This window comes from Pseudomonas sp. Pf153 (genome assembly GCF_001269775.1).
Lineage (GTDB): Bacteria > Pseudomonadota > Gammaproteobacteria > Pseudomonadales > Pseudomonadaceae > Aquipseudomonas > Aquipseudomonas uvaldensis.
Map to the genome: position 1 here is coordinate 250763 of NZ_LHVL01000006.1, position 23235 is coordinate 273997.

19 protein-coding genes are annotated in these 23235 nt (G+C 61.3%); 2 read left to right on the forward strand and 17 right to left on the reverse strand.

The features are described from left to right. Window positions 1-8: 8 nt before the first annotated feature. A complete protein-coding gene (locus tag AD666_RS01950) occupies window positions 9-1781 on the reverse strand; it encodes a copper resistance system multicopper oxidase (protein WP_053147020.1) in 1773 nt (590 codons plus the stop codon). A gap of 332 nt (window positions 1782-2113) precedes the next feature. Between AD666_RS01950 and nadA the strand changes: the two genes are divergently transcribed. Then, window positions 2114-3172: a quinolinate synthase NadA gene (gene nadA / locus AD666_RS01955; RefSeq protein ID WP_053147022.1), complete on the forward strand. Its 1059-nt coding sequence runs from the start codon at window positions 2114-2116 to the stop codon at window positions 3170-3172. 50 nt (window positions 3173-3222) lie between these two features. Here nadA and AD666_RS01960 read toward each other — a convergent pair whose 3' ends face one another. The 8 genes from AD666_RS01960 to AD666_RS01995 all read right to left on the reverse strand — a co-directional run bounded on the left by AD666_RS01960 (window position 3223) and on the right by AD666_RS01995 (window position 13248). Next, a complete protein-coding gene (locus AD666_RS01960; protein WP_053147024.1) occupies window positions 3223-3711 on the reverse strand; it encodes an RDD family protein in 489 nt (162 codons plus the stop codon). A gap of 92 nt (window positions 3712-3803) precedes the next feature. Then, window positions 3804-4016 (reverse strand): cold-shock protein, encoded by a 213-nt coding sequence (locus tag AD666_RS01965; protein ID WP_053147026.1) that lies wholly within the window; start codon window positions 4014-4016, stop codon window positions 3804-3806. Between the two features lie 394 nt (window positions 4017-4410). Further along, window positions 4411-5535 (reverse strand): glycine cleavage system aminomethyltransferase GcvT, encoded by a 1125-nt coding sequence (gcvT, locus tag AD666_RS01970; RefSeq protein ID WP_053147028.1) that lies wholly within the window; start codon window positions 5533-5535, stop codon window positions 4411-4413. Window positions 5536-5566: 31 nt separating this feature from the next. Next, on the reverse strand, window positions 5567-6943 hold the full coding sequence (locus AD666_RS01975; protein ID WP_053147031.1) for an L-serine ammonia-lyase: 1377 nt from the start codon (window positions 6941-6943) through the stop codon (window positions 5567-5569). A 189-nt stretch (window positions 6944-7132) separates the two neighbouring features. Then, window positions 7133-9982 carry an aminomethyl-transferring glycine dehydrogenase gene (gene gcvP / locus AD666_RS01980; RefSeq protein ID WP_053147033.1) on the reverse strand — a complete coding sequence of 950 codons (2850 nt, stop codon included), beginning with the start codon at window positions 9980-9982 and terminating at the stop codon, window positions 7133-7135. 10 nt (window positions 9983-9992) lie between these two features. After that, the gene (gcvH, locus tag AD666_RS01985; RefSeq protein WP_053147034.1) at window positions 9993-10376 is read right to left on the reverse strand and encodes a glycine cleavage system protein GcvH; all 384 of its coding nucleotides are present in this window, start codon (window positions 10374-10376) and stop codon (window positions 9993-9995) included. 340 nt (window positions 10377-10716) lie between these two features. Beyond that, entirely contained in the window at window positions 10717-12225 is a 1509-nt protein-coding gene (locus AD666_RS01990; RefSeq protein WP_053147036.1) for a sigma-54-dependent transcriptional regulator, read from the reverse strand. Between the two features lie 117 nt (window positions 12226-12342). Further along, window positions 12343-13248 carry a LysR family transcriptional regulator gene (locus AD666_RS01995; protein WP_053147038.1) on the reverse strand — a complete coding sequence of 302 codons (906 nt, stop codon included), beginning with the start codon at window positions 13246-13248 and terminating at the stop codon, window positions 12343-12345. Window positions 13249-13372: 124 nt separating this feature from the next. On the opposite strand from AD666_RS01995, the gene AD666_RS02000 reads away from it, so the two are divergent. Then, window positions 13373-13987 carry an NAD(P)-dependent oxidoreductase gene (locus tag AD666_RS02000; RefSeq protein ID WP_053147041.1) on the forward strand — a complete coding sequence of 205 codons (615 nt, stop codon included), beginning with the start codon at window positions 13373-13375 and terminating at the stop codon, window positions 13985-13987. A 176-nt stretch (window positions 13988-14163) separates the two neighbouring features. On the opposite strand, the gene AD666_RS02005 is transcribed toward AD666_RS02000, so the two are convergent. The 8 genes from AD666_RS02005 to glpD all read right to left on the reverse strand — a co-directional run bounded on the left by AD666_RS02005 (window position 14164) and on the right by glpD (window position 23044). Beyond that, a complete protein-coding gene (locus AD666_RS02005; protein WP_172679584.1) occupies window positions 14164-14493 on the reverse strand; it encodes a GlpM family protein in 330 nt (109 codons plus the stop codon). 26 nt (window positions 14494-14519) lie between these two features. Then, a complete protein-coding gene (locus AD666_RS02010; RefSeq protein ID WP_053147044.1) occupies window positions 14520-15848 on the reverse strand; it encodes a sigma-54 dependent transcriptional regulator in 1329 nt (442 codons plus the stop codon). Next, window positions 15845-17746, reverse strand: a complete 1902-nt coding sequence (locus AD666_RS02015; protein ID WP_053147046.1) for an ATP-binding protein — start codon at window positions 17744-17746, stop codon at window positions 15845-15847. Before AD666_RS02015 ends, AD666_RS02010 begins: the two co-directional genes overlap by 4 nt. A 158-nt stretch (window positions 17747-17904) precedes the next feature. Further along, entirely contained in the window at window positions 17905-18639 is a 735-nt protein-coding gene (locus AD666_RS02020) for an amino acid ABC transporter ATP-binding protein (protein ID WP_053147048.1), read from the reverse strand. After that, complete coding sequence (locus AD666_RS02025; RefSeq protein WP_053147050.1) at window positions 18636-19307, reverse strand: amino acid ABC transporter permease; 672 nt, start codon at window positions 19305-19307, stop codon at window positions 18636-18638. The genes AD666_RS02020 and AD666_RS02025 overlap by 4 nt, the downstream gene beginning before the upstream one ends. Then, window positions 19307-20053 carry an amino acid ABC transporter permease gene (locus AD666_RS02030; protein WP_053147054.1) on the reverse strand — a complete coding sequence of 249 codons (747 nt, stop codon included), beginning with the start codon at window positions 20051-20053 and terminating at the stop codon, window positions 19307-19309. The genes AD666_RS02025 and AD666_RS02030 overlap by 1 nt, the downstream gene beginning before the upstream one ends. A gap of 193 nt (window positions 20054-20246) precedes the next feature. Then, window positions 20247-21161: a glutamate/aspartate ABC transporter substrate-binding protein gene (locus AD666_RS02035; protein ID WP_053147056.1), complete on the reverse strand. Its 915-nt coding sequence runs from the start codon at window positions 21159-21161 to the stop codon at window positions 20247-20249. A gap of 344 nt (window positions 21162-21505) precedes the next feature. Next, window positions 21506-23044: a glycerol-3-phosphate dehydrogenase gene (gene glpD, locus AD666_RS02040; RefSeq protein ID WP_053147058.1), complete on the reverse strand. Its 1539-nt coding sequence runs from the start codon at window positions 23042-23044 to the stop codon at window positions 21506-21508. Window positions 23045-23235: the final 191 nt, after the last annotated feature.

A 23235-nucleotide genomic window follows, 5' to 3' on the forward strand; every position in this document is an offset into this window, starting at 1 on the left:
TCGGCTCCTTATTCCTGCACCCGAACTTCACGGAACATCCCCATCTCCATATGAAAGAGCAGATGGCAGTGATACGCCCAGCGCCCGAGGGCGTCGGCGGTGACGCGGTAGCTGCGCCGAGAGCCCGGGGGCATATCGATGGTGTGTTTGCGCACCATGAACCGGCCGTTCTCGTCCTCCAGATCGCTCCACATCCCATGCAGGTGAATCGGGTGGGTCATCATGGTGTCGTTGATCAGCACGATGCGCAGGCGCTCGCCGTACTTGAGCAGCAGCGGCGCGGCGTTGGAGAATTTCACGCCGTTGAACGACCAGACGAATTTCTCCATGTGCCCGGTCAGGTGCAGCTCGATCGTGCGGCCCGGTTCGCGGCCGTCCGGGTCGGGGAAGGTGCTGCGCAGGTCCGAGTACGTCAGGACCTTGCGACCGTTATTGCGCAGTCCTATACCCGGATCGTCGAGCTTTGCAGTGACCCCCATGGCCTGCATGTCCACCAGCGGGTTGTCCCGCTCGGTATCGGGATGGGACAACGGCGCGGACATGCCTTGCATGGCACTGTGGTCCATGCCGGACATGCTTTGCATGGAACCGTCCATGCCGGCCATGTCGCCCATGCCTTGCATCTGGCTATGGTCCATGCCCGACATGGATCCATGGTCCATACCGCCCATGCCCATATCATCCATGGTGAGCAGCGGCCGGGGATCAAGCGCCGGCACCGGTGCCGACAGACCGGCCCTCGCCGCGAGGGTGCCACGGGCGAATCCGCTGCGGTCCATCGACTGGGCGAAAAGGGTGTAGGCCTCTGCGGTGGGCTCGACGATGACATCATAGGTTTCGGCCACGGCGATCCGCAATTCATCGACGCTCACCGGTTGGACGTATTGGCCGTCGGCGGCCACTACGGTCATCTTCAGACCGGGGATGCGCAGGTCGAAGTACGTCATGGACGAGCCGTTGATAAAGCGCAGGCGAAGGCGCTCGCCGGGCTTGAACAGGCCTGTCCAGTTCATGTCCGGTGCCTGGCCGTTCATCAGGTAGGTGTAGGTCGCGCCACTGACATCGGCCAGATCGGTGGGATTCATCTTCATCTCGGCCCACATCTTGCGATCGGCCACGGTGGCATCCCAGCCTTTGCTGGCCACATCGTCGATGAAATCGCCGACGGTGCGTTTGTTGTAGTTGTAGTAGTCCGACCGCTTCTTGAGCTTGCGGATGACGTCGGCGGGATCCTCGTCGGTCCAGTCGGTGAGCATCACCACGTAGTCCCGTTCGTACTGGAAAGGCTCGGGTTCCCGTGCATCGATGACCAGGGGGCCGTAGACCCCGGATTGCTCTTGGAAACCGGAGTGGCTGTGGTACCAGTACGTGCCGTTCTGGCGGACCTTGAATTGATAGACGTACATGCCGTCGGGTTCGATGCCCTTGAAACTCAATCCTGGAACGCCGTCCATGTTGGCCGGCAGGATGATGCCGTGCCAGTGGATGGACGTGGTGTCCTTCAAGCGGTTGCGTACCCGCAAGGTCACCGTATCGCCTTCGCGCCAGCGCAGCAGTGGGCCAGGGACGCCGCCATTGATGGTCTGGGCGATACGCGGATGACCGGTGAAGTTGACCGGGCTTTCGCCAATGGACAGGTCGAATTCGGTGCCGCTCAATACATGGGGTTGGCCAGGACCGGTCACCGCCCAGACGGGCGCGCGCCACAGACCCAGGCCACCCAGGATGCCGCCAGCGGTCAGACCCTTTACGAAAGTTCGCCGGGAGGTTTTTGTTTGCATTGATAAAGTCCGTCGTCGATTCATCACGTAACAGGGGCATTCCCCGTGCAGATTTGAACGTACGATGACATAGGCGAGCGCGGCAGGTGATTACATTTCAGTCAGGTTGCTGGCGGCGTTGGCCGCCAACGGCGAGAGGTTTGGAGGGCGTCGAAGCGCACCGGCCGGACGCCGATCAGAATGATCTTTTGCATCGACGGGATATTCTGTAGCCTTGCCGGCTTCATGCTGTCCCGTGCCTGATTGAATCCACTTTCCCGGCGGTACCCGAGTGGTACGGAGCCGGGTGTATACTCGACTTTCGCGCAAACGCGCCTGCAGGTCTTGCGAACATGACGCAAATTTCCGAACGCCTTCTGGTCCAGGCTCACCTCGACGCCAAGCAGCCCAAGCCGCTGAGTGCCGAGCAAGAGGCCTGGTACCGCGCCGCCATCGCCGCCGAGCTCAAGGCTCAGGACGCGGTGCTGGTCGCGCACTTCTACTGCGACCCGATCATCCAGGCCCTGGCCGAGGAAACCGGGGGCTGCGTCTCCGACTCCCTGGAAATGGCCCGCTTCGGCAACGCCCATCCGGCCAAGACCGTGGTGGTGGCCGGGGTCCGGTTCATGGGCGAGACCGCCAAGATTCTCAACCCGGAAAAACGCGTACTGATGCCGACCCTGGAAGCAACCTGCTCCCTGGACCTCGGTTGCCCGGTAGACGAATTCTCGGCGTTCTGCGACCAGCACCCGGAGCGTACCGTGGTGGTGTATGCCAACACGTCGGCGGCGGTCAAGGCCCGGGCCGACTGGGTCGTGACGTCCAGCTGCGCGCTGGAAATCGTCGAGAGCCTGATGGACAACGGCGAGACGATCCTCTGGGGACCGGACAAGCACCTGGGAACCTACATCCAGCGCAAGACCGGCGCCGATATGCTGCTCTGGGATGGTGCCTGCATCGTCCATGAAGAGTTCAAGTCCAAACAGTTGGAGGACATGAAGGCGTTGTATCCGGACGCCGCGATCCTGGTACACCCGGAGTCGCCGTCCTCGGTCATCGAGCTGGCGGATGCCGTGGGGTCCACCAGCCAATTGATCGCCGCTGCCCAGAGCCTGCCGAACAAGACGCTGATCGTTGCCACTGATCGCGGCATCTTCTACAAGATGCAGCAGTTGTGCCCGGACAAGGTCTTCATCGAGGCCCCTACCGCGGGCAATGGCGCGGCCTGCCGCAGTTGCGCCCATTGTCCCTGGATGGCAATGAATACCCTGGAACGTACCCTCAAGAGCCTGCAGGAAGGCGCCAACGAGATCTTCGTCGATCCGGCGTTGATTCCCCAGGCCATTCGCCCGCTCAAGCGCATGCTGGACTTCACCCAGGCGGCGCGGATGAAGCTGGCGGGGAATGCCTGACGGTAGCTTCAAGCTTCAAGCTACAAGCGGATCCTGCTTTAGCTTGAAGCTTATTTCTTCCCTTTAGGGATCCGCACCAACTGCGTTTGCGAGTAGATGTCATGCCAGCTGCGCTTGCGCTTGTCGAACAACGACCAGATAAAGCCCAGCCCCACCACCAGCCATGAAGCGATCGACACCACGAACCGCAACAAGGCCTGCCACAGGCTGATGGCGGTGCCGTCGGCGTTCTGTACGCGAACGCCCCACACCTGCATGCCCAGGGTCTGGCCGTTATGGGTCCAGAATTTCGCAAAGAAGCCAAACAGCACGAACAGCAGCACGGTGGATAGCAACGGGTCGCCATCCAGCGCACCGGCTTCGGTGAGGGCGCGCATTTTTTCTTCGCCGATGATGCTCATTTGGATCATCTTGTAGATGCCGCTGGTGACAATCAGCAGTGCAGTGCACAGCAGGAAGTCGTAGAACATCGCGGCCAGGCGACGGCCGAGGCCGACGGGGGGGAAGTCGCCCTGAGGGGTGAGCAGGTGTTTCGCCATGATGGTCTCGACAAAAAAGAAGCCATTCTACGGATTTACGCCCATAAAAAAGCCCCTGATATCAATCAGGGGCTTTTTGGTTCGCGGAAGACTCAGCCTTCAGCTTCTACTTCGTCGGCCTGCATGCCTTTCTGGCCCTGCACTGCAACGAAACTGACTTTCTGGCCTTCTTTCAGGCTCTTGAAGCCGTTGCCCTTAATGGCGCGGAAATGTACGAACAGATCCGGACCGCTTTCAGGAGTGATAAAACCAAAACCTTTTTCGTCGTTGAACCACTTGACGGTACCGTTCTGACGCTCAGCCATTTTCTTATTTCCTTTGACGCTAAAATTGATGACAGCCTCTTTCACATGAAAGAGTACTGGGGCTGGGTTGCAGGAAAGTAAGAGACGTCGAACGGGATGTAGCGAACTTCATAAGCTACTGCCCAGGTCACGATTCCAAGCGACCCATGCAAACACAGTGACCAAACTCTACGCCAACTACCAATGAAAAAACAACCCCCTCTGAGAGCCCCGTATTTCCTGAGCTTGCCGCCATTTAATCGTTTCGCTGGCCTGGGCTTAATCGATAGGCTGGTTCAATTGTTTATGGCGTTATAAATCCCGTTCATTCAGGAATAAATGCACCTTTTTATGGCGGTTGCGTTACACATTAGTGCATGCACAACGCAACCGCGTTACTTATAGAAACAGTCAATCAGCCGCGATAGTAGCGCTGTGGCACAAATGGCATTTTGCTCACAAGCATAGGCACCTTTTTCCCCCGGACCATGGCCCAGACCGGCGTGTCCAGTGCGGTATGAGCGCTGTCCAGGTACCCCATTGCCAACGGGCCGCCCAGAGTCGGGCCGAAGCCGCCACTGCATACCGTTCCGATATTTTCGCCCGCTTCGTTGACGATCTCGGCCCCTTCGCGCACAGGTGTGCGTTCCTGGGGCAGCAGGCCGACGCGTTTGCGGCTCACGCCGTTCTGTTGCTGGGCGAACACGGTTTGCGCGCCCGGAAAGCCTCCGGCGCGAGCACCGTCGGCACGCCGGATCTTGGAAACAGCCCAGAGCAGGCTAGCTTCGACCGGTGTCGTCTCGGTGTTCATGTCGTGGCCGTAGAGGCACAGGCCGGCTTCCAGGCGCAGGGAGTCACGAGCGCCGAGGCCGATGGCGGCCACTTCCGGCTCGGCCAGCAGGGCGCGAGCGAGTTTCTCCGATTCGGTGGCAGGCACGGAGATTTCAAAACCGTCTTCGCCGGTGTAGCCCGAACGGCTGACGAAGCAGTCCACGCCCAGCAACGTGACGCGCTGGAATTGCATGAAGGTCATCTTCGTTACTGCCGGCGCCAGGCGCGCCAGTACCGTGACGGCCGCAGGTCCTTGCAGGGCGAGCAGGGCACGGGCTTCGAACAATGGCTCGATGCTGCACTGGTCACCGATGTGGGCACGCAAGTGGGCCAGGTCCTGCTCCTTGCACGCCGCGTTGACCACCAGGAACAACTCATCGTTACCCAGGTTGGCAACCATCAGGTCGTCGAGGATGCCGCCATTCTCGTTGGTAAACATGGCGTAACGCTGCATGCCCACCGGCAGATCGATGATGTCCACCGGCACCAGGGTTTCCAGGGCTTGCGCAGCGCCTGCGCCAGTGAGACGGATCTGGCCCATGTGGGACACGTCGAACAGCCCAGCCTGGTCACGGGTGTGCTGGTGTTCCTTCATCACACCCAGTGGGTATTGCACGGGCATGTCGTAGCCGGCGAACGGCACCATGCGGGCACCGAGTTCGAGGTGCAGCGCGTGCAGCGGGGTTTTCAACAGTGGTTCGGTGGACATATCGACTCCTGGGAAAATGAAGAGAGGCGCATCAGCATTCGATGATGTTGACGGCCAGACCGCCGCGGGCGGTCTCCTTGTATTTGCTTTTCATGTCGGCGCCGGTCTGGCGCATGGTGCGGATGACTTTGTCGAGGGAGACGAAGTGATGCCCGTCACCGCGCATGGCCATGCGTACCGCGTTGATGGCTTTCACCGAGCCCATGGCGTTGCGCTCGATGCAGGGCACCTGGACCAGGCCGCCGATGGGGTCGCAGGTCAGGCCGAGATTGTGTTCCATGCCGATTTCCGCGGCGTTCTCCACTTGCTGCACCGTACCGCCCAGCACTTCGCACAGGGCACCGGCCGCCATCGAGCAGGCCACGCCGACTTCACCCTGGCAGCCGACTTCGGCGCCGGAGATCGAGGCGTTTTCCTTGTACAGGATGCCGATGGCGGCGGCGGTCAGCAGGAACCGCACCACGCCATCCTCGTTGGCCCCGGGGATGAAGCGCATGTAGTAATGCAGCACAGCCGGGATGATCCCCGCCGCGCCGTTGGTCGGGGCGGTGACGACGCGCCCGCCGTAGGCGTTTTCTTCGTTGACGGCCAAGGCATACAGGTTGACCCAGTCCAGCACCGACAGCGGATCGCGCAACGAGGCTTCCGGGTTCTTGCACAACTGGCGATGCAGCGCCGCCGCCCGTCGCTTGACCTTCAGCCCGCCCGGCAGGATGCCTTCGTTGCGGCACCCGGCCGCTACGCAATCCTGCATGACCTGCCAGATCTTCAGCAGGCCGGCGCGGGTTTCGGCCTCGGGACGCCAGGCACTTTCATTGGTCAGCATGACCTGACTGATAGACAAGCCATAGGTGCTGCAATGACCCAGCAGGTCCTTGGCACTTTTGAACGGGAAGGTCAGGGGCGTGGCGTCTTCGACGATACGGTCGGCGCCAGCGGCGTCTTCATCGACGACGAAACCACCGCCCACCGAGTAATACTCGCGGCTGCGCACTTGCAGGCCGGCGGCATCGAAAGCGCGGAAAATCATGCCATTGGGATGATAAGCCAGAGGCTTGCGAATCATCGCCAGGTGCAGTTTTTCATTGAATTCAATAGGGTGTCGGCCCAGCAGGTTCAAGCGACCATTGCTGCGAATGTCCTGCAGGCGGGCGGTCACGGTCTCGGTGTCGACGGTGTCCGGGTGTTCACCTTCCAGGCCCAGCAGCACGGCCTTGTCACTGCCGTGGCCCTTGCCGGTGGCGCCGAGGGAGCCATATAACTCCACCTTGACGCTGGTGATGGTTTCGAGCAATTCATCACGACGCAGCCCTTCGACGAAACGGGCGGCGGCACGCATCGGGCCGACGGTATGGGAGCTGGAAGGGCCGATACCGATCTTGAACAGGTCGAACACGCTTAACGACATGGTGTTTCTCCGGTTTCTTTTTATGATCGAGAGCTGTACAGGGCCCCTGTAGGAGCGGGCTTGCTCGCGAAGGCGGTGTGTCAGTCGATATCAATTGGCTGATACACCGCCTTCGCGAGCAAGCCCGCTCCCACAAGGGATATGCGGTGTTGTTGGGCGAGGGGTGGGCAATCCCACCCCTCCTACAGGTCAAGCGTAGCTTTCGATCGACGGGCAGGCGCAGACCAGGTTGCGATCACCGAACACGTTGTCGACCCGGCCCACTGGCGGCCAGTACTTGCCTTCGATCAACGACGCCACCGGGTATACAGCCTGTTCGCGGCTGTAGGAGTGGGTCCAGTCGCCGACGAGTTCCGCCGCGGTGTGCGGGGCGTTTTTCAACGGGTTGTCGTCCTTGTCCAGGCTGCCGTTTTCCACCGCGCGGATTTCTTCACGGATGCAGATCATCGCGTCGCAGAAGCGATCCAGTTCTTCCTTGGACTCGCTTTCGGTCGGTTCGATCATCAGCGTGCCGGCCACCGGGAACGACATGGTCGGGGCGTGGAAACCGAAGTCGATCAGGCGCTTGGCAACGTCATCGACACTGATGCCACTGCTGTCCTTGAGCGGGCGCAGGTCAAGGATGCATTCGTGCGCCACCAGGCCGTTGCTGCCGGTGTAGAGCACTGGGTAATGCTCTTCCAGACGACGGGCGATGTAGTTGGCGTTGAGAATTGCCAACTGCGAGGCCCGTTTGAGGCCCGCGCCACCCATCATGCGGATGTACATCCAGGTGATCGGCAGGATGCTCGCGCTGCCGAACGGCGCCGCGCACACCGCGCCTTCCTTGCGTTCCATGTTGGCGTGGCCCGGCAGGAAAGGCGCCAGGTGCGACTTGACGCCAATCGGGCCGACGCCCGGGCCGCCACCGCCGTGAGGAATGCAGAAGGTCTTGTGCAGGTTCAGGTGCGACACGTCGCCGCCGAACTTGCCCGGGGCGCAGAGGCCGACCATGGCGTTCATGTTGGCGCCGTCGATGTACACCTGGCCGCCGTTGTCATGAATGATGCCGCAGATTTCGCGGATGCCTTCTTCGAACACACCGTGGGTGGACGGGTAGGTGATCATCAGCGCGGCGAGGTGTTCGCGGTGCTCGATGGCCTTGGCCCGCAGGTCTTCGATGTCGACGTTGCCACGGGCATCGCAGGCGGTGACCACCACGCGCATACCGGCCATGTTGGCGGTGGCCGGGTTGGTGCCATGGGCCGAGGAGGGGATCAGGCAGATGTCGCGACGGTCTTCGCCACGGCTCTGATGGTAGGCACGGATCGCCAGCAGGCCGGCGTATTCGCCCTGGGAACCGGCGTTGGGTTGCAGCGACACCGCGTCGTAGCCGGTGGCGGCGCAGAGCATGGCCTCAAGCTCAGTGGTCAACTGCTGGTAGCCGGCGCTCTGCTCGGCGGGCGCGAACGGGTGCAGTGCGCCGAACTCGGCCCAGGTCACCGGGATCATTTCGCTGGCGGCGTTGAGCTTCATGGTGCAGGAGCCCAGCGGGATCATGGTGCGATCCAGGGCCAGGTCCTTGTCGGCGAGCTTGCGCAGGTAGCGCATCAGCTCGGTTTCGGAATGGTAGCGGTTGAACACCGGATGGCCGAGGATCGACGACTGGCGCTGCAGCGCGGCCGGAATGCGCGTCTGCACGTTGGCGGCGAGCGCAGCGAAGTCCGGCAGGGGCTTGCCGTCGGCCAACAGTGCCCACAGGGTTTCGACGTCGGCCTGGACGGTGGTTTCGTCCAGGGACAGGCCCAGGCGTTCAGCGTCCACTACGCGTAGGTTGATGCGCTGGGCGCGGGCCTTGTCGTGGAGGGCGGCGGTTTGCGCGCCGGTGTGCAGGGTCAGGGTGTCGAAGAAACTGTCTTGCTCGACGTTCAAGCCCAATGCGCCCAGGCCCTTGGCGAGGATCGCGGTCAGGTGATGGATGCGGTTGGCGATTTGCACCAGGCCCTTGGGCCCGTGGTACACGGCGTACATGCTGGCGATGTTGGCCAGCAGGACTTGGGCGGTGCAGATGTTGCTGGTGGCTTTCTCGCGGCGGATGTGTTGCTCGCGGGTCTGCATCGCCAGGCGCAGGGCCGGCTTGCCGAAGCGGTCCACGGAAACGCCTACCAGGCGGCCCGGCATATCGCGCTTGAAGGCGTCCTTGGTGGAGAAATAGGCCGCGTGCGGGCCACCAAAGCCCAGCGGCACGCCAAAGCGCTGGGCGCTGCCGATGGCCACGTCGGCGCCGAATTCACCCGGCGCGGCCAACACGGTCAGAGCCAGCAAGTCGGCCGCGACCGCCACCAGGGCGTTGGCGGCGTGGAAGCGGTCGGTCAGTTCGCGATAGTCGAACAGGTCACCGTTGCTGGCGGGGTATTGCAACAGCGCGCCGAAGAAGGCGCTGACATCGCTAAGCTCGCGCTCGTCGCCCACCACCACGTCGATGCCCAGGGGCTCGGCACGGGTGCGCAGCACGTCGAGGGTCTGCGGATGGCAGTGACGGGAGGCGAAGAAGGCATTGCTGCCCTTGTTCTTGCTCAGGCGCTTACAGAAGGTCATGGCCTCGGCGGCGGCGGTGGCTTCGTCCAGCAGCGAGGCGTTGGCGATCGGCAGGCCGGTGAGGTCGCTGATCAGGGTCTGGAAGTTCAGCAATGCTTCGAGACGGCCCTGGGAGATCTCCGGCTGGTACGGGGTATAGGCGGTGTACCAGGCCGGGTTTTCCAGCAGGTTGCGCAGGATCGGAGCAGGGGTATGGCAGTTGTAGTAGCCCTGGCCGATGTAGGTCTTGAACAGCTGGTTCTTGCCGGCGATGGCCTTGATCGAGGCCAGTGCATCGGCTTCGCTCTGGCCGTCGCCCATGTCCAGCACGCTGGTGCCCTTGATGCTTTCCGGAATGACGCTGGCGCTCAAGGCTTCCAGGGAGTCGTAGCCCAGGCGTTCGAGCATGGCCTGCTCGTCGCTGGCACGAGGGCCGATGTGGCGGGCGATGAATTCGTTGGCAGTGCCCAGATTAACGGTCATTTGGCGCTCCTCAGGCTTCGGCGTTGGCTTTGATCAGGCGGTCGTAGGCGTCCTGATCCAGCAATTGGCCAACTTTGGCGGCGTCGGCGGGCTTGAAGCGGAAAAACCAGCCTTCGCCCAACGGGTCTTCGTTGACCAGCTCGGGATTGCTCTCCAGGGCCGGGTTGGTTTCGATCACTTCCCCGTCCAGTGGCATGTAGACACCGCTGGCGGCTTTAACCGATTCCACGGTAGAGGCTTCGTCACCCTTGGCGTAGGTTTGCAGTTCCGGTAACTGAACATAGACCACATCGCCCAAGGCGTTCTGTGCAAATGCGGTAATGCCGACGGTAACGCTGCCATCGGCTTCGGCACGCAGCCATTCGTGATCTTCAGTGAAACGCAACTCGCTCATGGAAACTCCTGGGGCCAGACTCGTCTGGTGGACGCGATGAAAGGCGCGGGACTTGGCCCGGCCGAATGGAATACCCATAGCAAGAACGCGGCCAATGTTTATAAAGGCTTGTAGATCAATGTCTTATGAGGCTGCGCAGCAGGCGGGAGAGAGGCGGCTGTAGCGAAATCGCTACAGCTTGAGGGCTGGATAAAATCGTTGTGGGATCAAAGCCTTATCCGGCGCTGTCTGGAATGGTCTGTAGCGATATCGTTCCGCTGTAGCGCTTTCAGTACAGGTGGAGGTCGTTTTTGAACCGTTTCTCTAGCCCAGCTCGCTCCCACAGGGGACTGCGCAAGGCTTACGGTTTGTTGGGAATCCCATACTTGCGCAACCGGTGGGCAATCGCGGTGTGGGAGGTTTGCAGGCGGCTGGCGAGCTGGCGGGTGGAGGGGTAGTTAACGTAGAGGCTTTCCAGCAGCTGTTTCTCGAAGGCGTCCACGGCCTGTTCCAGACTTTCGACTTCCACATCGCTCTGGCGAGCCACGGAAGTGCCGGCGATGTCCAGGTCGCCAATATCCACCAGGCTACTCTCGCAAATGGCCGCGGCGCGGAAGATCACGTTCTGCAATTGCCGTACGTTGCCCGGCCAGCGGTTGCCCAGCAACGCGGGGTAGGTGCCCGGGGCCAGGCGACAGACCGGGCGCTGGATCTGCGCACAGGCCTGCTGCATGAAATACCGTGCCAGCAATAGGATGTCCTGGCCGCGCTCACGTAACGGCGGGACTTCGACGTTGAGCACGTTCAAGCGGTAGAACAGGTCTTCGCGGAAGGAGCCTTCGCTGACCATTTTCTCCAGGTTGCGGTGGGTGGCGCTGAGGATCCGCACGTTGACCTTGATTTCCCGGTCGCCGCCGACCCGGCGGAAACTGCCGTCGTTCAGGAACCGCAGTAATTTGGCCTGCAGATAAGGTGACATTTCGCCGATCTCATCCAGAAACACCGTGCCCTGGTTCGCCAGTTCCATCAGTCCCGGCTTGCCGCCCCGTTGTGCCCCGGTGAAGGCGCCGGGGGCATAGCCGAACAGCTCGCTTTCGGCCAGGTTTTCCGGCAGCGCGGCACAGTTCAGGGCCAGGAACGGGGCGCCGTGGCGAGCACTGATGGCGTGGCAAGCACGAGCCACCAGCTCCTTGCCGGTACCGGTTTCGCCCTGGATCAACAGCGGTGCGTCGAGGGCCGCCACCCGCTGGGCCCGGGCCTTGAGGGTACGGATCGCCGGGGATTCGCCCAGCAGCGCGTCAAACCCCTCGGCATGGTCGTGGTGCAGCGCCGACAGGCGTTCGCCGATGCGGTTGGGCTGATAGAGCGTCAGCAACGCACCCGCATCGGTGATGGGCGTGGCGTCCAGCAGCAACGTCTGGCCATTGAGGGTGACTTCCCGCAGTGGCAGGCGGAAACCGTTTTCCAGCAGAGTGCTCAACAGCGCGTCGTCGCCGAACAGCCCGGCCACGCTTTCGCCGGTCGGTTCACGACCGTACAGGGCGATCAGCGCCGGGTTGGCGAGCAGTACGTTGCCGGCACTGTCCAGCGCCAGCACCGGGTCGGTCATGGCGGCCAGCAAGGCGTCGAGCTGCAGATGCCGACGCTGGCCCGGCAGAATGTCCACCACGGTGACCGCTTGCACGCCGCGCACGCTGAACAATGCCTCGCGCAATTCATCCAGCACTTGCGGGCTCAGGGTAGGGGCGTCGATGTAGACGTTGGGTGGCACCATCTCCACCGCATCCAGATTGAGATTGCGCCCCCCCAGCAACGCCAGGACTTCCTGGGTGATACCAACGCGGTCGATGAAGCTGACGTGGATACGCATGGGGCGGTTTCGGGATTCTGGGATATGAAGGGTGGCAAGTATGCCTTGGGGCGGGCTTTTGGTGAAATCCTGGCGCAGTTCTTGAACATCACTGTTTACCCCACAAAAGCCCTGGGTTTACAACCCGATATCCCACGCCGGCGTTTCGGGAAACTTCACCACAAGGAAATCCACCAGGCTGCGCAGCGCCGTCGGCATGTGCTTGCGTGAGGCATACACCGCGTACATGTTCATCCGCCTGGGTTCGGCATGGGGCAACAGCCGGATCAGCTCGCCGCTCCTGATGTGGGCGCCGGCCTGATAGCTGGGTAGCATCGCCACGCCCGCGCCGGCAATGGTCGCCTGCAACAGGGTACTGGCCTCGTTGGCGCTGATGTTGCCCTGCACCGGCACCGAAACCTGCTCGCCATCCTGTTCGAAATGCCAGACGTTCTTGCCGACATAGGAGTGGGTCAGGCAGTTATGGCGGCTCAGGTCTTCCACCTGCTGCGGTGTTGGATGGTCACGCAAGTAGGCGGGCGACGCGCAGATTACCGAACGGCAGACCGAGAGGCGTCGGGCGATCAGGTTGGGGTCCAGGTCGTTGCTCATGCGGATCGCCAGGTCAATGCGTTCGTCCACCAGGTTCACGGTGCGATCGAGCATTTGCAGGTCGATGGTCACGCCAGGGTAACGCTTGACGTATTCGGCGATGGCGGTCGTCAGTTGGGCCTGGCCGAACGAAATGCTGGAACTGATGCGCAGCATGCCCCGTGGTGCGTCGTCCCGCGTGCTGACCGCCGCTTGCATGTCGCCGGACAACTCCAGCATCTGTCGACAACGTGGCAGGATCTCCATGCCGGCGGCCGTCAGGCTCAGCTTGCGCGTACTGCGGTGCATCAACCGGGCGCCGACCCAGTCTTCCAACTCCGCCAGGTAGCGCGACACCACCGGCCGGGACAGGTCCAGGTGCTCGGCCGCCGCCGATTGGCTGCCCAGGTCCACCACCGTGACGAACACCCGCATTGCTTGGAGACGATCCATGATTTGCCCGCTTTCAGAAACAAACTATGTTCGAGCATCGCATTTTTTGGAACTTGTCAGGTAACTAAGCTTGGTTCATCGACATCGCTGACATTTCAAGCATCGTTAACCACTGGAGAACACCATGAACAAAATCGCAATCATCGGCGCCACCGGGCGTGCCGGCAGCCAGCTGTTGGAAGAAGCCCTGCGTCGCGGCCACAGCGTGACGGCCATCGCCCGGAACACAGCCAGGATCGGTGAGCGGGCCGGGGTGGTCAGCAAGCCGCTGGACGTGTTGGACAGCGAAGCGTTGATCGAGGCGATCACCGGGCACGACGTTGTGATCAGCGCCGCGCATTTCTCCACCGTGCCGGCCGACAAGATCATCGCTCCGGTGAAGGCCGCCGGAGTCAAACGCTTGCTGGTGGTGGGTGGCGCCGGTTCGTTGTTGCTGCCGGATAACAGCCGGGTGATCGACAGCGACGGTTTCCCCGAGGAATACCTCGCCGAAGCCACGGCGGGTGCGTTGTTCCTGGATGTGCTGCGCAAGGAGCCGGAGCTGGACTGGACCTTCCTGTCGCCGTCGGCGGAATTTGTCGAAACCGAGCGCACCGGTCGCTTCCGTGTCGGCAAGGATCACCTGTTGTTCGACGACGCGGGGCGTAGCTGGATCAGTTTCGCCGACTACGCCATTGCGTTGATCGATGAAGTGGAGACACCGCAATTTTCGCGTGCACGGTTTACCGTGGGTTACTGATCCGACGCCATCGCGAGTAGGCTCGCCCACAACGATGTTGCGGTGTGCTCCGTTTTTTGATCACCGCCAGACCTGTGGGAGCGGGCTTGCTCGCGAAAGCGGTGTGTCAGCCAAGTGAATGTCGACTGACACGCCGCATTCGCGAGCAAGCCCGCTCCCACAGAGATTCTCAAAACTCAGGCATGAACCCTTACCCAGACACTCACCAGCACCGTCGCCGCCATCAACCACGCCACTGCCGCCACCGCCAACGACGCCTCCAGCCGCATGCGCTCGACCATCACATACAACGTCGCCAGGTACACGAAATACGGAATGATCGACCACATGCCAAAGACGATGGTGGTCTTCAGGTCGTCCACCGAACGGCCCTTGCCGACGATGTAATGGGCGATGAGGGCAAAGGTCGGGAACAGCGGTACCAGCCCGGCGATGTAATAATTCCGGGTCTTGGCGAGCATCGCCAGGATCACCACCACGGCCGCCCCGAGCGCCGCCTTGAAAATCAGGTCCACAGGTTCATCGCCCTCGGTTAATGGCTCAGGCCATATTTTTTGACTTTGTCGAACAGCGTGGTCTTGGCCATGCCCAGTTCCAGGCTGGCCTGGGTCAGGTTGCCACCGCTGCGTTGCAGGGCGTCGGCGAGCAGGTTGCGCTCGAAGGCTTCCACTGCTTCGGCGAACGTCAGCCCTTGGCCGCCGCTGCTGGCGCCCGGCTTCTTGAAGGCCGGCAGGCCCAGGGCGAAGCGTTCGGCGACGTTGCGCAGTTCCCGCACGTTGCCCGGCCAGTCGTGACTCATCAGGTTCGACAGGGTCTGATTGTCCAGCGCCGGTGCCGTGCGGTCGAAGCGCAGGGAGGATTGCTGGAGAAAGTGCTCGAATAATTGCAGGATGTCTTCGCGGCGCTCGCGCAGGGGCGGCAGTTCCAGGGTCACCACGTTGAGGCGGTAATACAAGTCGCTGCGAAACTGTCCCGCCCGGCCCAGTTCATCCAGGTCGGATTTGGTGGCCGCGATCACCCGGCAATCCACAGCCACGCTCTGGTTCGAACCCAGGCGTTCGAGGGTGCGTTCCTGCAACACCCGCAATAGCTTGATCTGCAAGGGCAGGGGCATGCTTTCCACTTCGTCGAGAAACAGCGTGCCGCCATCGGCATGCTCGATCTTGCCGATGCGGCGCTTGCCGGCGCCAGTGAAAGCGTTGGCCTCGTGGCCGAAAATTTCGCTTTCGAACAGATTTTCCGGCAAGCCGCCGCAGTTCAGCGCAACGAATTGTTTGTTATGGCGCCGGCTGAAGTCGTGCAGGCAGCGGGCGACCAGTTCCTTGCCCGTGCCGGTTTCGCCTTCGATCAACACGTTGGCGGAAGTGTCGGCGACGTTGGCTATCAACTCCCGTAGGTGCTGCATGGCGGGGGAGCGGCCAATGATCCGGCCTTCCAGGGAGTCGCGTTCGGCCAGTTGCCGGCGCAGCGAGGAAACCTCCCGGGCCAGGCTGCGCTGTTCCAGGGCACGGCGGGCGACGTCCACCAGTCGCTCGGGGGAAAAGGGTTTTTCCATGAAGTCGTAGGCGCCTTTCTGCATGGCGCCCACGGCCATGGAGATGTCGCCGTGGCCGGTGATCAACACCACCGGCAGGCTGCGATCCCGTGCCTTGAGACGGGTCAGCAGCTCCAGGCCATCGATGCCCGGCAGGCGGATGTCGCTGATGACGATGCCGGCAAAGTCATCGCCAACCCGCTCCAGGGCTTCTTCTGCGCTGCCTACGCCGATGCAGGGGATGTCTTCCAGGGCCAGGGCCTGTTGGCAGCCCAGCAAGACATGGGGATCGTCCTCGACGATCAATACACTCAGGTCATTGTTCATAGTGGCTCGGCAGGTGAGGGGCTTACCAACGGCAAACTGAGGATGAACGTGGTGCCGCCTTCCTCGGGGTGCTCCACGCCCAGGTAACCGCCCGCGGCGGCGGCCAGGCTCGCCGAGAGGGTGAGGCCCAGGCCCAGGCCCTGTTCGCCGGGTTTGGTGGTGAAGAATGGTTCGAACAAATGCTTGCGCGCCTGCTCATCGATGCCGTGACCGTTGTCCCGTACCCGCAGGCGATACTTGCCTTCCAGGGGATCGCCCTCGAGCCACAAGCGTGGTTCGGTCCGGGTTTGCATGGCGTCCAGGGCATTGCCGAACAGGTTTACCAGGATCTGTTCCAGGCGCGTCTGGTCGATTTGCACCTGCACGTCATCGAAACGGCTGTGCACTTGGACAGACAGGCTTTCAAGGCGCCCCCCCAACAGCTGCAGAGCAGCCTCGACAGCCTTGCCGAGACTGGCCCGGCCCTGATCGTCGCCGCGTCGGGCAAAGGACCGCAGGCTGGCGGTGATCCGGCCCATGCGGTCGATCAGTTCATTGATGGTCTTGAGGTTGGCGTTGGCAATGTCCAGTTGGCCGCGTTCCAGAAAGCGCACGGTATTGCCGGACAGGGTACGCAGAGCCGCCAGCGGCTGATTCAGCTCATGGGCGATGCTGGTGGACATCTGGCCGATGGCTGCCAGTTTTCCGGCCTGTACCAGTTCGTCCTGGGCGCGGCGCAAGGTTTCCTCGGCCTGGCGTCGTTCGCGAATCTGGCCCTTGAGCCGCTCGTTGCTGGCCCGCAGGTCGCTGGTGCGTTCGGTAATCCGACGTTCGAGCTGGTTGTTGGCTTCCTGCAGGGCTTCGCGGGCGGCGAGGCGGGTGGCGATGACTTTGCGCCGCTCGTTCCAGGCAATCAGCAGGAACGCCACCAGGGCGAACGCCACGGCCACCAGAATGCCCTGGTTGATGGCTTGTCGACGCAGGTCTTCAAGCGGGGTGAGCAGGGTGAAGTTCCATGGCGTATCGCTCAAGGGCCGGGTTTGCGACAAGTAACGGATAGCCTGCTTGTCGGCCGCCACTTCGGTGTTGGCGGGAAAGGTCAGTTTCTCCATGCCCTCGGCCAGTCGCTCCCGGGCCAGGGGCACCAGCTCGTTCAGCGGGAACCAGTAATATTGCAGACTGCGGGCCAGGCGCTCCTTGGTTTCATCGCTGAGCGGCCGCACGGACTTGAGCCGTCGTGCCGGGTCGCTGGACAGGATGATGACGCCGTTTTCGTCGCTGACGAAGGCTTCCAGACGCGCCCGCTGCCAGCGCTCCTCCATGGCTTCGAGGCGCACTTTGACCACGGCCACGCCAATAATCTTGCCCTGTTGCTCCAGGCCGTGGGCCAGGTAATAGCCGGGTTCGCCGTTGGTGCTGCCAATGCCATAGAAACGTCCCGGCTGGCCGCGCACGGCGTTCTGGAAATAGGCGCGGAACGACAGGTCTTCACCCAGGTAACTGTCGACGTCACGCCAGTTGCTGGTGGCCATGACCCGGCCGGTGGTGTCCATCACATAGATGGCCCGGCTGCGGCTGCGCCGGTTGAGGCCTTCGAGGTATTCGTTGACGGTCTTGCGGTGTTCGGGCGTCGGGTCGTCGAGCAAGGCCGAGACGCTGGACTCCAGCTCCAGCAGGCTGGGCAGGTACGTGTACTTGCTGATCTCGCTCTCGACCGCGCGGGCGTGCAGCTCCAACTGGCGCTCGCCGTTTTCGGCAAGGCCACGGATGCCGTAGTGCTCGCTGATCCAGAAGCCGAGGTAGCCCAGGCCGATCGTCAGGGCGAGAATCAGCGGTGGCAGGAACAGGTGGCGGATCAGGCGGGGTTTCACGGCAAGTGATGGCGGCGCGGCGCGATAGAGGGTGGGGTCGCATTTCATCACAGTTGCCTTGGGTCAACCACAACACAAATCTACAGAGCAACTCCGGTCCCTTGTGGGAGCGGGCTTGCTCGTGAAGGCGGTGTGTCAGTCACATCGAGAGTGAATGTGCTGTCCTATTCGCGAGCAAGCCCGCTCCCACAGGGGAGTGGTGTTGTTTAGTGCTGCAGGATTTTCTCAAGGAAATGCTGCGCACGTTCGGAGCGGGCGCTGATGTCGCCGAAGAACTCTTCCTTCTTGCAGTCCTCGATGATCTGACCCTGGTCCATGAAGATCACCCGGTTCGCCACTTTGCGGGCGAAGCCCATCTCGTGGGTCACGCACATCATGGTCATGCCTTCGTGAGCCAGTTGCACCATCACATCGAGCACTTCGTTGACCATTTCCGGGTCGAGAGCCGAGGTCGGTTCGTCGAACAGCATCACCACCGGATCCATCGCAAGGGCCCGGGCAATCGCCACGCGCTGCTGCTGGCCGCCAGAGAGCTGGCCCGGATGCTTGTGGGCGTGGGCCGCGAGGCCGACCCGATCCAGCAGTTGCAGGCCTTTCTTGGTGGCCTCTTCCTTGCTGCGGCCCAACACCTTGATCTGCGCGATGGTCAGGTTTTCGGTGATGGTCAGGTGCGGGAACAGTTCGAAGTGCTGGAATACCATGCCCACCCGCGAGCGCAGTTGCGGCAGGTTGGTCTTCGGGTCGGCAATGGAGGTGCCGTCCACCACGATATCGCCTTTCTGGAACGGCTCCAGGGCGTTCACGCACTTGATCAGCGTGGACTTGCCCGAGCCCGACGGACCGCATACCACCACGACCTCACCTTTGCTGACCTCGGTGCTGCAATTGGTCAGTACCTGGAAGTCCCCATACCACTTGTTGATGTTCTTGATAGAGATCATATGGCGAACCTTTTTTGCAGACGCTTGACCAGCAGCGAGGCGGCAAAGCTGATTGTGAAGTACACGAGACCTGCGATGATCAGGAACTCATTGGAGCGGCCGATGATGTCGCCACTGGCCCGCGAAGCATTGAGGAAATCCACCAGGCCGACGGTGTAGACCAGCGAGGTGTCCTGGAACAGGATGATGCTCTGTTGCAGCAACAGCGGCGTCATCTTGCGGAACGCCTGGGGCAGGATGATCAGGCGCATGGTCTGGCCATAATTCATGCCCAGTGCCTGGGCGGCGCCCATCTGACCCTTGGGAATGGACTGCACGCCGGCCCGAACGATTTCGCAGAAGTACGCTGCTTCGAACATCATGAACGCCACGACGCAGGAACCAAACGCACCGATCGGGGTGTCTTCGCCGGTGATCCAGCGCAGCACGAACGGCACTGCCAGGTAGAACCAGGTGATCACCAACAGCAGTGGGATCGAGCGGAAATAGTTGACGTAGATGCCGGCGATGTTGGAGATCAGTTTGTTGTGGGACAGGCGCATGAGGGCCAGGATCGTTCCCAGAACAATCCCACCGATGACGCCCAGGGCCATCAGTTTGAGGGTCATCACCATGCCGTTCCACAAGCCGGGAATGGCCGGGACGATGCCCGTGAAATCGAATTCCATCATTTACCCCCCACGGAGATCAGGCCGGGCACCGCGACTTTCTTCTCGACCATGCGCATGAGCAGCATCAGGCTCATGTTCAGGGTGAAATAGATCAAGGTCGCCAGGGTGAAGGCTTCGAACAGGTTGGCGGAGAACTCGGCGGTCTGCTTGGTCTGCGCGAGCAGCTCCATCAGGCCGATCAGCGAGGCCACGGACGAGTTCTTGAAGACGTTGAGGAATTCCGACGTGAGCGGCGGAATGATGATCCGGTAGGCTTGGGGCAGCAGAACATTCCAATAGATCTGCGGCAGCTTGAAGCCCATGGCACGAGCAGCGGACTCCTGGCCCCGGGGCAGCGCCTGGATGCCGGTGCGCACTTGTTCGCAGACGCGAGCGGCAGTGAACAGGCCCAGGCACACGACGACGCTCAGGTAGGCCGAGGTGGTCGGGTTCAGGTCTTGTTTGTACCACTCCTGCAGGTTTTCCGGCAGCAGGTCCGGTACCAGGAAATACCAGATAAACAGCTGAACCAGCAGTGGCACGTTACGGAATAGCTCCACGTAGCAGGTGGCGATGCCCGACACCAGCCGGTTCGGCACGGTGCGCATCACGCCCAGGATCGAGCCCAGCAGCAGGGCGATGATCCAGGCGGCGACGGCGATGGCAATGGTCCAGCCCAGGCCGGCCACGTACCAGTCGAGATAAATCTCGCTGCCCACGCCGGTGGACTTGAAGAACACGCCCCAGTCCCAGTTGTAATTCATCAGGGTCTCCCCTCAGATCGTTCGATGTACAAATGCCCGCCTGGGGAAGCTCCGTTCCCGTCCAGCCATGACGGCCGGGCACACGCGTTCGGCTCGATAGCACCGGTTCGAGTGTTTCCTGAAAATTGCCAGCAGGGAGTGACCATCTCCTGAAAGGGCCGGGCCCCTTCAGGAGATAAGGTTAGTCAGAAAATCAGGACTTCTTGTCGTCAGCCGCTTTGTCGGTCGGATTGGCGATCAATGCCTTGAGCTCGTCGCTCATCGGGAAGTTCAGGTTCAGGTTTTTCGGCGGGATTGGCTGGGTGAACCACTTGTCGTAGATCTTGTTGATCTCGCCCGACTTGTAGGTCGCCACGATGGCGTCATCCACGGCCTTTTTGAACGGCGCGTCGCCTTTGCGCATCATGCAGCCATAGATTTCGTACGACTGTGGGGTACCGGTCACTTCCCAGTCGCTGGCTTTCTTGGCCTTGGCGGCTTCGCCGGCCAGCAGGGCGTCGTCCATCATGAACGCAACGGCACGGCCCGATTCCAGCATCTGGAAGGATTCGCCGTGGTCCTTGGCGGAAATGACGTTCATGCCCATCTGCTTGTCGGCGTTCATCGCCTTGAGCAGGCGCTCGGAGGTGGTGCCGGCGGTGGTCACGACGTTCTTGCCTTTCAGATCGTCGAAATCCTTGTACTTGGAGTCTTTCTTGGAGAGCAGGCGGGTGCCGATCTCGAAGATGCCGACGGAGAAATCAACCTGTTGCTGGCGTTCCACGTTGTTGGTGGTGGAACCGCACTCCAGGTCCACGGTGCCGTTCTGCACCAGCGGGATACGGGTTTGCGAGGTGACCAGGTTGTACTTGACCTGCAGGTTCGGCATGTCCAGGTCTTTTTTCAGGGCCTCGACGACTTTCAGCTGGATGTCGTGGGAATAGCCGACCGGTTTACCGGAAGCGTCCGCGATGTAGGAAAACGGAATGGAAGCGTCGCGATGCCCGAGTGTGATGACGCCGGACTCTTTGATCTTTTTCAGCGTGCCGGTCCGTTCGGCAGCGAAAGCTGGGGTGCTGATCAGAGCGGCAGCAATGGCTGCGCCCAGGAGATGGGGAACGATACGCATCGATGTTTCCTCGACATTGTTTTTTTTATTCCGGCCGGTTCGTCGGCCCTGAGTACTTGGAATGCCCGGTAGCTCCTGTTGTGTTGGCGCCCGGGCAAACGTCTCCACGAGTGTAGAGCATGACTCGTGCCAGGCCAGTTCAATATGGTTAAGCCTTTGTTTTTAAAGATAATTAATGTTTTGTTTCGGATTTTGTATAACTTGTTTATCCGGTTTGCCGAATCGACTGTAGGGTCGCGTTCGGAAAACCGAATATTCGTTCCCGTAGGAGGGGAAGTGGTGGGGGAGGCAGTAAAAAGCCCCTGGACCATGGGGTCAGGGGCTTTGGTTGATCAGGTTGAGGATCAGGCCGCTTCGATCTTGCGGCGATTGTGCTCGACCTTGTCCAGATATTGCTGCAGTTTTTCCTGCTCGGCCGGCGTGGTGAACAAGCCCAGTTTGCTACGGCGCCACAAGATGTCCTGGGCGCTGACGGCCCATTCGTCGCTGCACAAGTAATCGACTTCCCGGGTATAAAGGCCGCCACCGATGTGTTCGCCCAGGTCGGTCAGGCTATGCACGCCTTCGAGCATGCGCCAGGTGCGGCTCCCATAAGTCGTGGCCCAGCGGCGAGCGAGATCGGTAGGTACCCAGTCGAACTTGTCGCGGATCGCCGAGCACAGCGCCTGCGGGGTGGTCATGTTTTCGCCACCGGGAAGTGGATCTACAGCCGTCCAGCTCGGGCGCATCTGGGTGAAATAGGGCGCCAGTTGCGCCATGGCCGATTCGGCCAGTTTGCGATAGGTGGTCAGCTTGCCGCCGAATACCGACAGCAATGGGGCTTCTTCGCCGCCGGCGGACAGTGCCAGCGTGTAATCCCGGGTGACCGCCGACGGATTGTCCGATTCGTCGTTGCACAACGGGCGGACGCCGGAATAGCTGTGCAGGATGTCGTCGCGGCTGATCTGCTCCTTGAAGTGAGCGTTGACCACCTTCAGCAGGTAATCGGTTTCACCGTCGGTGATCGCGACTTTGGCCGGGTCGCCGGTGTATTCACGGTCGGTGGTGCCGATCAGGGTGAACTGGTTCAGATAAGGGATGGTGAACACAATGCGCTGGTCTTCGTTCTGAAGAATATGCGCGTGTTCGCCTTCATAGAGTTTTGGCACGATGATGTGGCTGCCTTGGATCAGGCGGATGCCGTAGGGCGATTCCATCTTCAGATCATCGCGGATGAACTTCGCGACCCATGGGCCAGCCGCGTTCACCAGTGCCTTGGCGCGGATCGAAAACAGGCTGCCGTCGGCGCGTTCCAGATGCAGGTGCCACAAGCCTTTGCTGCGGCGGGCATTCACGCAACGGGTGCGGGTGTGGATGTGGGCGCCTTTTTCACGTGCTGCCATGGCGTTGAGCACCACCAATCGCGCGTCGTCGACCCAGCAGTCAGAGTATTCGAAGCCTTTGGTGATCTCGCTTTTCAGCGCACTGTCAGCGCCGAATTTCAGGCTTTTCGAGCCGGCAAGCTGCTCGCGCTTGCCCAGGTGATCGTAGAGGAACAGGCCGGCACGGATCATCCAGGCCGGACGCAGGTGTGGGCGATGGGGCAGTACGAAGCGCATCTGCTTGACGATGTGCGGGGCCTTGCTCAGCAACACCTCGCGTTCGGCCAAGGCTTCGCGTACCAGGCGGAATTCGTAATGTTCAAGATAGCGCAGGCCACCGTGGATCAGCTTGCTACTGGCCGAAGAGGTGTGGCTGGCCAGGTCGTCCTTTTCGCAAAGGAACACCGAAAGACCGCGACCGGCAGCGTCCGCGGCTATCCCCACGCCATTGATGCCACCGCCAATGACGGCGATGTCGTAGATCTCGGCGAGAGGGGGCGTAGGCAAGGTGGAAGTGGGCATCGGCTGGCCTCGGGTTCTTTTCGCAATATTTGAATTCGAACATTTATGTTCATTTGCGAAAATACTAGCTCATAAATGAGGGAGCGACCAGTCGACTTCGATTGAAAATACTGATCAAAGGAAACTGAAAGGAAAATTTTCGAACACGAAGATTGCTTGACGCAGGCAGGAGGTATTTGTGGCGAGGGGAT